This is a genomic window from Kribbella sp. CWNU-51 (genome assembly GCF_054073265.1).
Genome location: NZ_JBSXMZ010000007.1, coordinates 187,735 through 201,469, shown reverse-complemented (window position 1 = coordinate 201,469; position 13,735 = coordinate 187,735). Strand labels below are relative to the sequence as shown.

14 protein-coding genes are annotated in these 13,735 nt (G+C 69.6%); 9 read left to right on the top strand and 5 right to left on the bottom strand.

From position 1 onward, the window contains the following. Positions 1 to 19 precede the first annotated feature (19 nt). Together ACXC9Q_RS09305 and ACXC9Q_RS09300 are read left to right on the top strand one after the other, a co-directional pair. Positions 20 to 1,027, top strand: coding sequence for an NAD-dependent epimerase/dehydratase family protein (locus ACXC9Q_RS09305; protein WP_457056079.1), 1,008 nt, complete (start codon positions 20 to 22; stop codon positions 1,025 to 1,027). Further along, a complete protein-coding gene (locus ACXC9Q_RS09300) occupies positions 1,020 to 2,114 on the top strand; it encodes a lysophospholipid acyltransferase family protein (RefSeq protein WP_457056078.1) in 1,095 nt (364 codons plus the stop codon). The genes ACXC9Q_RS09305 and ACXC9Q_RS09300 overlap by 8 nt, the downstream gene beginning before the upstream one ends. A gap of 39 nt (positions 2,115 to 2,153) precedes the next feature. On the opposite strand, the gene ACXC9Q_RS09295 is transcribed toward ACXC9Q_RS09300, so the two are convergent. The 3 genes from ACXC9Q_RS09295 to ACXC9Q_RS09285 all read right to left on the bottom strand — a co-directional run bounded on the left by ACXC9Q_RS09295 (position 2,154) and on the right by ACXC9Q_RS09285 (position 4,336). After that, on the bottom strand, positions 2,154 to 2,372 hold the full coding sequence (locus ACXC9Q_RS09295; RefSeq protein WP_457056077.1) for a MerR family DNA-binding transcriptional regulator: 219 nt from the start codon (positions 2,370 to 2,372) through the stop codon (positions 2,154 to 2,156). Positions 2,373 to 2,457: 85 nt separating this feature from the next. Then, positions 2,458 to 3,510, bottom strand: a complete 1,053-nt coding sequence (locus ACXC9Q_RS09290; RefSeq protein WP_457056076.1) for a DUF5667 domain-containing protein — start codon at positions 3,508 to 3,510, stop codon at positions 2,458 to 2,460. Between the two features lie 253 nt (positions 3,511 to 3,763). Continuing rightward, positions 3,764 to 4,336, bottom strand: coding sequence for a sigma-70 family RNA polymerase sigma factor (locus tag ACXC9Q_RS09285; protein WP_328525886.1), 573 nt, complete (start codon positions 4,334 to 4,336; stop codon positions 3,764 to 3,766). Between the two features lie 354 nt (positions 4,337 to 4,690). Between ACXC9Q_RS09285 and ACXC9Q_RS09280 the strand changes: the two genes are divergently transcribed. The 7 genes from ACXC9Q_RS09280 to hemB all read left to right on the top strand — a co-directional run bounded on the left by ACXC9Q_RS09280 (position 4,691) and on the right by hemB (position 12,258). Next, complete coding sequence (locus tag ACXC9Q_RS09280; RefSeq protein ID WP_457056075.1) at positions 4,691 to 6,136, top strand: class I adenylate-forming enzyme family protein; 1,446 nt, start codon at positions 4,691 to 4,693, stop codon at positions 6,134 to 6,136. Beyond that, positions 6,133 to 6,369 (top strand): glutaredoxin family protein, encoded by a 237-nt coding sequence (locus tag ACXC9Q_RS09275; protein ID WP_457056074.1) that lies wholly within the window; start codon positions 6,133 to 6,135, stop codon positions 6,367 to 6,369. Before ACXC9Q_RS09280 ends, ACXC9Q_RS09275 begins: the two co-directional genes overlap by 4 nt. A 114-nt stretch (positions 6,370 to 6,483) precedes the next feature. Further along, positions 6,484 to 7,239 carry a redox-sensing transcriptional repressor Rex gene (locus ACXC9Q_RS09270; RefSeq protein WP_328525889.1) on the top strand — a complete coding sequence of 252 codons (756 nt, stop codon included), beginning with the start codon at positions 6,484 to 6,486 and terminating at the stop codon, positions 7,237 to 7,239. 76 nt (positions 7,240 to 7,315) lie between these two features. After that, on the top strand, positions 7,316 to 8,632 hold the full coding sequence (locus tag ACXC9Q_RS09265) for a glutamyl-tRNA reductase (RefSeq protein ID WP_457056073.1): 1,317 nt from the start codon (positions 7,316 to 7,318) through the stop codon (positions 8,630 to 8,632). Then, positions 8,629 to 9,513 (top strand): hydroxymethylbilane synthase, encoded by an 885-nt coding sequence (gene hemC / locus ACXC9Q_RS09260; protein ID WP_457056072.1) that lies wholly within the window; start codon positions 8,629 to 8,631, stop codon positions 9,511 to 9,513. Before ACXC9Q_RS09265 ends, hemC begins: the two co-directional genes overlap by 4 nt. Further along, positions 9,510 to 11,270: a uroporphyrinogen-III synthase gene (locus ACXC9Q_RS09255; RefSeq protein ID WP_457056071.1), complete on the top strand. Its 1,761-nt coding sequence runs from the start codon at positions 9,510 to 9,512 to the stop codon at positions 11,268 to 11,270. The genes hemC and ACXC9Q_RS09255 overlap by 4 nt, the downstream gene beginning before the upstream one ends. 4 nt (positions 11,271 to 11,274) lie before the next feature. After that, positions 11,275 to 12,258: a porphobilinogen synthase gene (gene hemB / locus ACXC9Q_RS09250; RefSeq protein ID WP_457056070.1), complete on the top strand. Its 984-nt coding sequence runs from the start codon at positions 11,275 to 11,277 to the stop codon at positions 12,256 to 12,258. Between the two features lie 50 nt (positions 12,259 to 12,308). Here the strand turns inward: hemB and ACXC9Q_RS09245 are convergent, their stop codons facing one another. After that, positions 12,309 to 12,833 carry a dihydrofolate reductase family protein gene (locus ACXC9Q_RS09245; RefSeq protein WP_457056069.1) on the bottom strand — a complete coding sequence of 175 codons (525 nt, stop codon included), beginning with the start codon at positions 12,831 to 12,833 and terminating at the stop codon, positions 12,309 to 12,311. A gap of 25 nt (positions 12,834 to 12,858) precedes the next feature. Further along, positions 12,859 to 13,698: an alpha/beta hydrolase gene (locus ACXC9Q_RS09240; RefSeq protein WP_457056068.1), complete on the bottom strand. Its 840-nt coding sequence runs from the start codon at positions 13,696 to 13,698 to the stop codon at positions 12,859 to 12,861. Between the last annotated feature and the right edge of the window lie 37 nt (positions 13,699 to 13,735).

Below are 13,735 nucleotides of genomic sequence, written 5' to 3'. Positions count from 1 at the left end.
GTCTGGCTGGGGGTCTCTCGTGGCACAGGTAGTGATGGTGACCGGCGTCTCCCGGGACGCCGGTGCTCGCTGTGCGCGCAGGCTGGCCGACGATCCGTCGATCGGCACCGTGCTCGGCATCGACGTGGTGCCGCCACGGGCCGAGCTGGGCCGGGTCCGGTTCGTCCGGGCCGACATCCGCAACCCCGTGATCGCCAAGGTGATCGCCGCCGAGGACGTCGACACGGTCGTCCACACCGGCGTCGTGGCCACCCCGGGCAGCGCCGGTGGCCGGTCGTCGATGAAGGAGATCAACGTCATCGGCACCATGCAGCTGCTCGCCGCCTGCCAGAAGGCGCCCGGCGTGGCCAAGCTGGTGGTGAAGTCGTCGACCACGGTGTACGGCGCGGGTCCGCGGGATCCGGCCATGTTCACCGAGGAGATGGCGCCCCGCGCGATCCACCAGACCGGGCTGAGCAAGGACGCGGTCGAGGTCGAGGGATACGTGCGCGGGTTCGCCCGGCGCCGCCCCGATGTCTGCGTCACCACGCTCCGGATGGCGAACTGGATCGGCCCCAAGACCGACTCCCCGATCACCCGGTACTTCGCGATGCCCGTCGTACCGACAGTCTTCGGGTACGACGCCCGCATGCAGTTCTTGCACGAGGACGACGGCGTCGAGGCGATCCGCCACGCCACCGTGACCGACCTTCCGGGGACCTTCAACCTGGCCGGCGACGGCGTGCTCACGCTGTCCCAGGCGATCCGCCGGCTCGGCCGGCCGACGCTGCGGCTGCCCTCGTTCACCGCGGCCAGCACGGCGGCCGTCGTACGGCGGGCGCGGCTCGCGGACTTCTCGCCGGACCAGATCACCTTCCTGACGTATGGGCGGGCCGTGGACACGACGCGGATGCGGACGGAGTTCGGGTTCGAGCCCGGGTACACGACGGCATCGGCCTTCGACGACTTCCGGACTTCGCTCGGGCCGGGTGCGGTCACGCGGGCGTCGGGGTTGCTGTCGGCGGGGCTGGGAGCGCTGCGTGGCTGACGCCGACGTGATCCCGATCGGTGCGGGCGGTCGCCCGGGTCGCGGATCAGGACGCCGCACGACGCCTTCCGCGGCGGCACGTGCGCTGGCCAGACCTGGTGCTCGCTCGAAGAAGACAGCCAAGGCCGGCAAGCCGGCTGTGGAGACGCCGGTGGAGCCGGTCGAGGTGGTGGCCCCGGAGGTCGACGTACCCGCTGCTCCCGCCAGTCTGGATTTCGCCGGGTTCGAGCGGGTCGTGCGGGAGCTGTTCGGCGCGGACGGCGAGCGGCGGGTCGCGCAGTGGCTGGCGTTCCTGCGGCGGCGGTTGAGCGGGGGCTACGACGTCGACGAGTTCGGGTACGACCCGGATCTGACCGATCAGGTGCTGCTGCCGGTGCTGCGACCGCTGGCGCAGAAGTGGTTCCGGGTCGAGGTGCGCGGGGTGGAGAACATCCCGTCCGACGGCGGTGCGCTGATCGTCGCGAACCACTCGGGCACGATGCCGCTCGACGGGCTCGTCACGCAGCTGATCGTCGCGGATCACGCGCATCGGCCGTTGCGGACGCTGGCGGCGGATCTGGTCTTCCAGACGCCGTTCGTCGGTGAGCTCGCCCGCAAGGGCGGGGCGACGCTGGCGAGCAACGACGACGCCGAGCGGTTGCTCGGGCGGGGTGATCTGGTCGGGGTGTGGCCGGAGGGGTTCAAGGGGATCGGGAAGCCGTTCGCCGAGCGGTACAAGCTGCAGCGCTTCGGCCGGGGTGGTTTCGTCAGCGCCGCGATGCGGACCGGCGTACCGATCGTCCCGTGCTCGATCGTCGGCGCCGAGGAGATCTACCCCCTGGTCGGCAACATCGCCTCGCTGGCCCGCCTGCTCGGCGTCCCGTACATCCCGATCACCCCGTTCTTCCCGCTGCTCGGTCCCCTCGGCCTGATCCCGCTCCCCTCGAAGTGGCTGATCGAGTTCGGCGAGCCGATCCGCACCGACGAGTTCCCCGACGGCGCCGCCGACGACCCCATGCTCGTCTTCAACGTCACCGACCAGGTCCGCGAAACCATCCAGCAGACCCTTTACACGCTCCTCATGCAACGCCGCAGCGTCTTCTTCTGACCCCGCCGCGTCGGACACGTCCTGGGGAGCGCGGACACGTCATGCAGTGTCCGAGGTCCCGGTCGGGTGTCCCAGTTCGCGTCGCGACGCGCGAGGGTCTGGTACGCCGCGGCGATGCCCGACATCGGACCACGTCGTACGAGCGTCGCCCCCGGACGGATCGACGTCGGCGGGCTTCAGTACGCCGATGGCGTCGTAGTGCCGCAACATGCGCGTCGAGACACCACCGAGGCGAGCGAATTCTCCGATGTTCACCATGACCCCTCACTGTCCCGGTTGACACAGTGTCAACTGCAAGCAAGAAGCCCGGCGCAGTCTGCGCCGGGCTTCTTGGTGTCTGGGCCTACTTCCAGGGTGGAAGGAGGGTTTGGATGACGCCGGGGATGTTGATGATCGGCGTCGGCAGGCTCAGGGTCGGGAACGGCCAGGGCCACGAGGCGGTGCCTGGGGTTGGGACGGTCGGGACTCCGGTCGGCGTTGTCGTCGGCTGTGAGGACGACGGGTTCGGCGGGGTCTTCAGGCTCGGTGGGGGAGTGTTGGACTCCTCCACGATCGTGGTGTTCGGCAGCTTCGTCGGGACTGTCGTCGGCTGTCCGCTGACGGACGCACCCGGCGTCGGGGCCGTGGACGGCTTCGTCGTCGATCCGTTGCCCGGGTCACTCGGCTCGGTGCTGACACCCGGACGGTTCGGCTGGGTGCCGCCGCCCTTGGCCGGCTTCGGTGCGTCGCACTTCGGGCAGGCGACCGTGGTGTGCTGGGCCAGCTGCTCGACCGTGGCCAGCGCCTCGACAGCGGACTTCAGGGACTCCGGCGGGAGTTTCGGCGCGAGTTCACCAAGAGCCTGGCGGGCGTTCGTGATGAAGGTCGTGATCGCCGTGATCGAACTCTCGTCGCCGTCCTGCTGGTACGACGCGACCAGGCGGGACACGCCCTTGCGCGCCTGCACCGAGAAGACGTCCAGCGTGCCGTTGATCGTGGCCACGTTGCCGCCGGACTCGGCCAGCTTGTCGACCTCGGACAACCGGGTCATCGCGTGCTCGAGATCGCGCCGGCCGCGGGAGTCGTCCCCGATGCCGACGTTGGTGGAGACGTTCTCGATGCTGCGCTTCATCCCGTACAGCGTGTCGCCGGGCATCGCCTGCTGAGCGGCGGCGGCGGAACCGATGCCACCTCCGAGCAGGACCAGCGCGGCGGTACAGGCCACGAGCCGGATCCGCCGGCCGTGACGATGGCGGATATCTGTCACGGACGCGTCGACGTCCTCGCCACCCGGCGGATCGTCGGAGCTGTCCGGAAGGCTGCGCACCATCGTCGGAGTCGTCGTCGCCGCGCGGGCGGCCGCCTGCTCCAGCAGGCGGTGCCGTAGCTCGGCACTGAACTCCGGACGCGGTGCCACTGCGCCGGCGGTCCTCAGCCGTCCGACCAGTTCCACAGCCTCCACAAGCTCCGGGTCATCGCTGTGTCGCGAAGAGTGACGGGGCCCGTGATCGACGGCGTGCGCGAATGCCTCCGCGCGCGCTCGAGCCCTGTGTAGGTCACTCATGAGTTCTCGTTCTCCTCAATGGCCAGTCGGGGTCACCGACAGGTCCTCACCAGGCAAACGAGGAAACTCCCTGACGGGTTACGAAAGACATTCGTTGTCATCCTCCTCACCTCAAGTCCTTGGGGATAACCTTCGCCAAGTGCCGTACGGCCCTCAGTTGCAGTTGCTTGACGGCGCCTTCGGACTTCTCCAGCGCTTTGGCCGTTTCCGCGATCGACAAACCCGCGAAGAATCGCATCGTCAGGCAGTCGCGTTGCTCGTCGGGCAAGCCCGCGACGGCGTCCCGCAGCACCTCGGCGGTTGCGGCGGCCAGTACGTCGACCTCCGGCCCCTCGGTCTGCCGGTCGTGCGTCTCGATCTCGTCCGTGACCACCTCGAGCCGGACCCGGCCGGACTTGTAGTGATCGGTGATCAGGTTCCTGGCGATGGTCACCAGCCAGGCCCCGAAATCCCGGCCCTGCCAGCGGAACGAGTCCAGCGCGCGCAGCGCCCGGACGAACGTCTCACTGGTCAGGTCCTCCGCGAGTGCCGACGACGACACCCGCGCGTAGATGTAGCGATAGACGGTGAGCGAGTACTCGTCGTACAGCTCACCGAAGGCACCGACGTCCCCGGCCTGGGCGCGATCGACGAGCTCCGCACGTCTCATCCCGTCCGGGCTTGGCTCCGGCGTCGTCAAGTTCTCTCCCCGTTCAACTGACACGTCTTCTGACACATCCGCGAATGGCCACAGCGGCTGAGGCAGCACCGAGCGTTACCTGAGAAACACTCGCTGTCAACAGCCTGAGGCGTGCCGCCTTCCGTCCGGTCCGATGGGTCACGAATGCGCCAGCGGACTGCTTCCGCGAACGGCGCAGCCAGCTGTCGGGGATATCGCGCATGGTCTCCCCGGCGCGGACGGTTTCTGCAGTGTGAGGTTCGGCAGAAGGTCGCCCACGAGTTCACCTGTATATATGCCGTCACGCTCTGCTGCAACCGTTCCGAGCGAGCCGGTCGATCCCTGGTGCCTCCGCACGCATGACAGACTCACCTGGTGAACTTCAATTTCGCGGACATTCTTCGTGACACAGCGCAACGTCACGGCGAACGTGTCGCGCTGGTCGACGGGGATCGGCGGCTGACCTGGGACGAGCTCGACCAGGCCGTCGACCGGACCGCGCAGGGGTTCGCCGCAGCCGGCCTCGTGCCCGGGTACCGGGTCGTGCTACTCGTTGCCAACAGCATCGAGTTCGTCACGTCCTACCTGGGGATTCTCCGCGCCGGCCTGGTCGCCGTACCGCTGAACACCGGGCTCACCAAGCCCGAGATCGCGGCCGTCGTGCAGCACTCCGGGGCCCGCCTCGCGGTCGCCGGCGCCGACCTCGCGGACCAGATCGAGGGCCTGCGGACGGTCGCGCCGGACGAGCTCGAAGGTCACGCTCCGTTACTTCCGCAGCTCGACCCGGAGATGCTCGCGGTCCTGCTGTACACGTCCGGGACGAGTGGAGATCCGCGCGCCGCGATGCTCACCCATCGGGCCCTCGCGGCCAACGTGACGAACCTTTCCGAGCTCGGCGAGGACCGGATGGGCCCCGAGGACGTCGTCCTGGGCGTGCTCCCGATGTTCCACGCCTTCGGCCTGAACGCCGTCCTGGGCTGGACCGTCGCGACCGGTGCGGCGCTGATCATCGACCAGCGGTTCGACACCGCGCACACCTTCGACCTGATCGCCAAGTACGGCGTCACGCGCCTGCCGCTGGCCCCGCCGGCGCTGCACGCACTGCTGGCCCGGCCGAATCTGCGCGAGGCGCTGCAGTCGGTCAAGGTCGTCCTGACCGGCGCGTCGGCCCTGGACCGAGCGCTCGCGGATCGCTTCGAGCAGGCCAGCGGCCTGTTCGTGCACCAGGGCTACGGCCTGACCGAGGCGTCCCCGGGAGTCACCGCGACCCTCGGTGAGGCCGAGCCGAAGCCCGGTTCGGTCGGGCGCCCACTGCCGAACGTCGAGCTCCGGATCGCCGACGAGCAGGGCGAGGACGTCGAGGGCGACGACCCCGGCGAGATCCTGATCCGCGGCCGCAACCTGTTCTCCGGCTACTGGCCGGATGGTGCCGACGGCCCCGATCTCGACGGCTGGTACCGGACCGGCGACGTCGGCTACCTCGACTCCGACGGCGATCTCTTCCTGGTCGACAGGTTGCGCGAGCTGATCATCGTGTCCGGCTTCAACGTCTTCCCGAGCGAGGTCGAGGAAGTGCTCGTCGCGGCTCCGGGTGTCCGGGAGGCCGCCGTCATCGGCGTACCGTCCGAGGAGACCGGCGAGGCCGTGAAGGCATTCGTCGTACCCAGTCCTGATGCGACCGTGGAGCCCGCGGCGGTCCGCGAGTACGCCGGGACCCGGCTGGCGCGGTTCAAGTGCCCGGTGGAGATCGAGGTTGTCGATCACCTGCCGCACTCGGTCACCGGCAAGGTCGCCAAGGGCCGGCTCCGGGCGGACCGATGAGCCGGGTCACTATGTACGGCAAGCCCGGCTGTCACCTCTGCGACGACGCCCGGGCGATCGTCCAGGCGGTCTGCGCCGAGCTCGGAGTGGAGTGGACCGAGGTCGACATCACGCAGGATGACCGGTTGTTCACGGAGTACGGCGAGCAGATCCCGGTCACCTTCGTGGACGGGAAGCAGCACGATTTCTGGCGGGTGGACCCGGTCAGGCTCCGGAAGGCCCTCGCCGGTTAGTGCTCTCGGTCACGCCGTGGTCCGCCGATTTTGTTCTCACGTTCACAAGCTCCTAGAGTAAGAACGGCCGCCGGCCGTCAGACCGCGGCCTGAACTACCGTTCCCAGGAGAATTGTGACGCGTGCCAGCAGCCGTCGCCCCGGCCCGCCGACGAGAACCGAGCGCGGCATTCCCGAGGCGACTGTCGCGCGCTTGCCGGTGTACCTGCGGGCCCTGACCGCCCTGTCGGACAGCGGCATCGCCACCGCGTCGAGCGAGGACCTGGCCACCGCCGCCGGGGTGAACTCGGCGAAGCTGCGCAAGGACCTGTCGTACCTGGGCTCCTACGGCACCCGCGGCGTCGGGTACGACGTGGAGTACCTGCGCTACCAGATCGCCCGTGAGATCGGCGTCACCCAGGACTGGGCCGTGGTCATCGTCGGGATCGGAAACCTGGGGCACGCGCTGGCGAACTACTCCGGCTTCGGGACCCGCGGTTTCCGGATCGTCGCCCTGCTGGACGCCGACCCGAACCTGGTCGGCGAGCGGATCGGCGACATGGAGGTCCGCGACTTCGCCCAGCTCGAGGACATCGTGAAGGCCGACCGGGTCTCGATCGGGGTCATCACCACTCCCGCCGGTCCGGCCCAGGAGGTGTGCGACCGGCTGGTCGCCGCCGGGGTGACCAGCATCCTGAACTTCGCGCCGGTGGTGCTGTCCGTGCCCGACGGCGTCGACATCCGCAAGGTGGACCTCTCGATCGAGTTGCAGATCCTGGCGTACCACGAACAACGAAAGTCCGGAGAGGCGGCGCTCCCCCAGGTGCCCGAGCTACCAGCGATGAACGGTCTGACCGATCTGCCGAGCGTCGGCGGGGGTGTCGGCGCGTGAAGGAGCGAAGCGAGTTCACCATTCAGCACAGTGTGATTCGTGCCTCATCCGCGCCCGGAGCGAAGCGAGGACGGGGATGAGCTACCTGGTCGTCGGCATCAGTCATCGTTCGGCTGACATCAACGTCCTCGAGCGGGTGGCACTCGACCCGGACGCGGCGACCAAGCTGGCCCTGGCCGTGAAGCACACGCCGGCCGTCGGTGAGTCCGCGGTTCTCGCGACCTGCAACCGGACCGAGGTCTACGCGACCGTCGAGCGGTTCCACGCCGGCATGGACGAGGTCACCGCGATCCTGTCCGACGTCACCGGCGTACCGCTGCTGGATCTGGCCGAGCATCTCTACGTGCACTTCGAGGAAGGCGCCGTCGCGCACCTGTTCCAGGTCGCGGTCGGGCTGGACTCGATGATTGTCGGGGAGAGCCAGATCCTCGGCCAGGTGAAGGAGACGCTGCGCGTCGGCCAGGACCTGGAGACGATCGGCACCGACCTCAACGCCCTGATCCAGCACGCGTTGCGGGTCGGCAAGCGAGCCCGCGCCGAGACCGGTATCGACTCCGCCGGCCGTTCGGTCGTCTCGGCCGGACTCGAGGCGGTCGGCGGCTTCGAGGGCCGCCGTGCGCTGGTCGTCGGCGCCGGCTCGATGGCGTCGCTGGCCGCGCAGACCCTGATCAACGGCGGCGCGCAGAGCGTGACCATTGCCAACCGCAACTACGACCGCGCGGTCGCCCTGGCCGAGCGGATCGGCGGTACGGCGATCCAGCTCGCGGCCGTCCCGAACGCCCTCGCCGACGCCGATCTGGTCGTGTCCTGCACCGGCGCGCGTGGCGTCGTACTGACCGAGGAGATGATCCGGAACGCGGCGGACGGGCGACTGTTCGGTGTCCTGGACGTCGCCCTGCCGCGGGACGTGGCGCCCGAGGTGGCCCGGATCCCCGGAGTCACGCTGGTCACCCTCGCCGACCTGGCCGGGACGGCCGGCGGCAGCGAGCACGACATCGACGAGGTACGCCGGATCGTCGGCGAGGAGACGGGTTCGTTCGAAGCCACCCGCCGGGCCGCGTCGGTCGCGCCGACCGTGGTCGCGCTGCGGACGATGGCGACCGAACTGGTCGACTCCGAGCTGGCCAGGCTGGAGCGCCGGCTGCCCGGCCTGGACGAGAACCAGCGCCACGAGGTCGCGCGGACGATCCGCCGCGTGGTCGACAAGGTGCTGCACAACCCGACGGTCCGGGTGAAGGAACTCGCGGCCGATCCGGGCGGTCCGACGTACGCCGACGCCCTGCGCGAACTGTTCGCACTCGACCCGGCGACGGTAGACGCCGTCACGGCCGCGAAGGCGCCGGCCGAGACCAGCCACACCCGCGCCGACGCGACCGGAGGTGAGCACGCATGATCCGGCTGGGGACCCGGCGGTCCGCGCTGGCGACCGCGCAGGCGACGCTCGTCGCCGACGCGCTCCGCAACCTCGGTCACGAGGTCGAGGTGGTCCCGATCATGACCACCGGCGACGCCGACAAGGTTGCCCCGGTGGAGCAGATCGGTGGCACCGGCATCTACGTCAGCGCGCTGCGCGACGCCTTGCTGGCGGACGAGATCGACATCGCGGTGCATTCGCTCAAGGACCTGCCGACCGGGCCGGTCGACGGCCTGGCCATCGGCGCGATCCCGGTCCGCGAGGACCCGCGCGACGTGCTGGTCGCCCGCGACGGCCTGACCCTCGGTGAGCTCCCGGCCGGCGCCCTGGTCGGCACCGGGGCGCCACGCCGGGTCGCGCAGCTGGAGGCGCTCGGCCTGGGCCTGGAATGCACCGGGATCCGCGGCAACGTGGACACCAGGATCGCGATGGTGGCCGATGGCAAATTGGACGCGGTGGTGCTGGCAAGGGCAGGGTTGTCCCGGTTGGGACGGCTCGCCGAGGTGACCGAGACCCTGGATCCGATCCAGGTTCTGCCCTCGCCGGGACAAGGTGCCCTGGGCATCGAGTGCCGTGCGGACGACACCGAGGTGCTGGCCGCCCTGGCCCCGCTGGACGACCCGGCCACACGCGCGGCGGTGACGGCGGAACGGCAGTTGCTGGCCACACTCGAGGCAGGGTGCACGGCTCCGGTCGGCGCGCTCGCCGAGGTAGTCGACGGTGAAGACGGCCCCGAGCTCTGGCTGCGGGGCGCGCTCGGCCAGGACGACGGCGTACGGCGGCTCTCCGCGAACGGGCCGGTGGACGACCCGGTGTCCCTGGGCAAAGCGCTGGCGAACGAGTTGCTGGAGCGGACATGACACCGGCACGGGGAACGACGGCCGCCCACAAGACGGCCCATGAGACGGCGCACAAGACGAGCAGGACGAGGACGAGGGCGAAGGCAGACGTGAGCAGCGCGAAGACAGCCACCGCAGCATCCACGACACCTCAGAAGGTGCCGGCGAAGGCCGCCGCCACCAGTACCGTCAAGCAGACCAGGCCACTGGGCCACGTCACGTTCGTCGGCGTCGGGCCCGGTGACCCGGCCCTGCTGACGCTGGCCGGCCGCGACGTGCTGGCCAACGCCGACGCCGTCGTGGTCGAAGGCCCCGAGCACGATCCCTTCCTGGCGTACTGCAAGCCGGGTGTCGAGGTGATCGACGGCTCCGGCGCCGAGGGCAGCCGGGCGCTCAAGGTCGCCGCCCGGGCCCGGCTCGTGGTGAAGACGGCCAAGACCGCGGCGAACGTCGTCCGCCTGCTGACGGGCGACCCGTTCACCTTCTCCAGCGGCGCCGAGGAGGCGGCCGCGTGCAAGAAGGCGGGCATCGGCTTCAACGTCGTCCCCGGTGTCAGCGAGGTCTCCGCGGTTCCGACGTACGCCGGGATCCCGCTGACGATGAAGGGCGACCGTGAGGTCACCGTGGTCGACCTGGCCGAGGCCAAGCTCGACCTGACCCGGCTGCACCCGAAGCAGACGCTCGTACTGCTGAACGCGACCGAGGTGCTGAAGGACACCGTCGCCGCGCTGGTCGAGGCGGGCTTCGACGCGTCGACTCCGGTCGCCGCGACGGTCGGTGGTACGACGACCGCGCAGACCAGCGTGGTCGGCACGGTCGAGACGATCGTCGCCGACCTGCGTGCGGCCAAGGTGACCGGCGAGGCCGTGATCGTCGTCGGCGCGGTGGTCGAGCAGCGTGAGTCACTGTCCTGGTTCGAGACCAAGCCGCTGTTCGGCTGGCGGATCCTGGTGCCGCGCACCAAGGACCAGGCCGGCCCGCTGATGGACCGGCTCCGCCGGTACGGCGCGATGCCGGAAGAGGTCCCCACGATCTCGGTCGAGCCGCCGCGCAACCCGCAGCAGATGGACAAGGCGATCCGCGGCCTGGTCGAGGGCCGGTACGAGTGGGTCGCGTTCACCTCGGTCAACGCGGTCAAGGCGGTCCGGGAGAAGTTCGACGAGTACGGGCTGGACGCGCGGGCGTTCTCCGGGCTGAAGATCGCCGCGGTCGGTGACAAGACCGCCGAGGCGATCGGTGCCTGGGGCATCCGTCCGGACCTGGTCCCGTCCGGTGAGCAGTCCGCCGCCGGGCTGGTCGAGGACTGGCCGCCGTTCGACGAGGTGCTCGACCCGATCAACCGGGTGTTCCTGCCGCGCGCCGACATCGCGACCGAGACGCTGGTCGCTGGGCTGACCGATCTCGGCTGGGAGGTCGACGACGTCACGGCGTACCGGACCGTCCGGGCTGCCCCCCCGCCCGCGCCGACCCGTGAGGCGATCAAGTCGGGCAAGTTCGACGCGGTCGTGTTCACGTCGTCCTCGACGGTGCGCAATTTGGTCGGCATCGCCGGCAAGCCGCACGCGTCGACGGTGATCGCGGTGATCGGCCCGGCCACGCTGAAGACGGCCGAGGAGCACGGGCTGCGGGTCGACGCGATGGCCGAGTCGCCGTCCGCCGAGGAGCTGGCCGACGCACTCGCTCGATTCGGTGCGGACCGGCGTGACACCATGGTCGAGGCCGGTGAACCGGTCACCCGTCCGTCCGAGCGTCGCTCGGGATCTCGTCGGAAGAGCTGAGTCAATGCCTGGATTCCCGGAGGTCAGGCCGCGGCGGCTTCGGTCGTCGGCGGCGATGCGCAGGCTGGTCGCGGAGACCACCCTGGAGCCGCGGCAGCTGATCCTGCCGATGTTCGTCCGGGAAGGCGCGCGCGAGCCGATCGCGATCAAGTCCATGCCGGGTGTCGTGCAGCACACCCGCGACACCGCGCGGAAGGCGGTCGCCGAGGCCGCTCAGCTCGGACTCGGTGGCGTCATGCTGTTCGGCGTACCCGAGGTGAAGGACGAGGTGGGGTCCGGTGCTGTGGACCCTGACGGCATTCTCAACGTCGCGATCCGGGACGCCGTGTCCGAGGTCGGCGATGCGCTGCTGGTGATGTCGGATCTGTGCATCGACGAATTCACCTCGCACGGGCACTGCGGCGTACTCGACTCCGCGGGCCGGGTGGACAACGACGCGACACTGACGATCTACGCCGAGATGGGGGTCGCGCAGGCTTCCGCTGGTGCGCATGTCGTCGGGCCGTCCGGGATGATGGACGGTCAGGTCGGGGCCGTGCGTACGGCGCTGGACGCGGCCGGGTTCGTGGACACGGTGATCCTGGCGTACGCCGTGAAGTACGCGTCGGCGTTCTACGGTCCGTTCCGCGAGGCCGTGGACTCTTCGCTGCAAGGCGATCGCAAGACCTACCAGCAGGACAGCGCGAACGCTCGCGACGCGCTCCGCGAGGTCGACCTCGACGTGGCCGAGGGTGCCGACATCGTGATGGTGAAGCCGGCGCTGGCGTATCTCGACATCATCCGCCAGGTCCGCGACCACGTGGACGTGCCGGTCGCGGCGTACAACATCTCCGGCGAATACGCGATGGTCGAGGCCGCCGCCGCCAACGGCTGGATCGACCGCGACCGCGCCATCCTGGAGACCCTGACCTCCATCCGCCGAGCCGGCGCCGACACCATCCTCACCTACTGGGCCGCCGACGCCGTCCACCTCCTCAACCACCGCTGAGGTTCACTCCCACCAGCACCTCAATCGCTGGTTGGGGTTGGCTGGGGCGCCTAGCGGTGGATGGTGTAGTCGGATTGGGTGAAGCCGGCTTTCAGGGTGCGGGTGGCGTTGTGGGTGAGGGGGATGTCGGCGTCGAGGTCGCCGAAGAGGCGGATGCCGGCGCCGAGGAGGACGGGGACGGTGGTGATGGTGAGCTCGTTCAGGAGGCCGGCGCGGAGGAAGGTCTGGATGACCGCGCCGCCGTCGGCGTAGACGCGCCGGGCGCCACGGTCGTTCAGCGTTTCGACCAACCCGTCGAGGGTCCGGTGCACGATGACGCGCTCGTCGGCGTCCGGGGCCAGCGTCGTACTGAGCACCTCGACCTGCTTGCCGTCGTACGGCCAGAAGTCGAAGCTCAGCACCAGTTCGTAGGTCTTGCGCCCCAGTACGACGGTGTCGATCGACGCCATGAACTCGTCGTACCCGGTGTCGCCCGCTTTCTCGCCGCGCGCGGTGAGCCAGTCGATCGATCCGTCCGGCCGGGCGATGTAACCGTCAAGACTGGTGGCGATGAATACGGCCGCGTGGAAGCTCACCCGCCCATTTTTCCATGCGAGACGTTCAGGCGTGGTACTTCTGCACGAAGGTGAGCGCGGCGTCGCCGACCTGTTCCCAGCCGGAGTCGATCACCAGTGAGTGCCCGCGGCCGGACAGCTCCTCGATCTCGGTGACGGCCGGGTTGCCGCGCTGCTTCTGGTACGCAGCGTTCGTGATCGCCCACGGCACCGTGTGATCCTTCTCCCCGGACAGGAACTTCATCGGCCCGCGGTCCGGGTTCGCCCGGTCCACCAGGGTCTCGCTCTTCGGATTGAAGTTCGCGACCGCGGCCTGGAACAGCGGCAACCCGGCGCCGGGCACCGGGAACTCGTCGTACAACCGGCGCGCCTCGTCCTCCGGTACGGCGTTCACGAAAGCGAACCGGAACTGGTCGTAGGTCAGCATCACCGCCTTCTTCCGGTTCGCCGGGTTCCGCAGCGCCGGGAAGGACGCCCGTAGCGCGGACAGCGGCAACGGCAGCACGCCGCGACCGGGCGCCGGGTCGATCGGGACCGACACCGTCCCGAGCCCCATCCCGGCCAGCTTCTGCGTGATCAGTCCACCGAACGAGTGCCCGACGATGGCCGGCTTCCGCTCCAGCCGTGCGATCACGTCGGCGTAGTACGCCGTGATCGCACCGACCGACTTCCCCGCGAACACCGAAGGATTCGCCCGTCCCTCGCCGACGGACTCCGGTTCGTCCGGCCAGCCTGGCGCGACGGTCGCGAACCCGGCGGCTTCGAACTTGTCCTGCCAGGGCTGCCAGCTTCCCGCCAGCAACCACAACCCGTGCACGAACAGCACCGGCGGACGCCCCGAAGTGTTCGCGATCTCGATCTCGCCCAACTCACGTGCTGTGGCCATCAGGCACCCCTCTCCCAGCGCAGTAGACCACAGCACG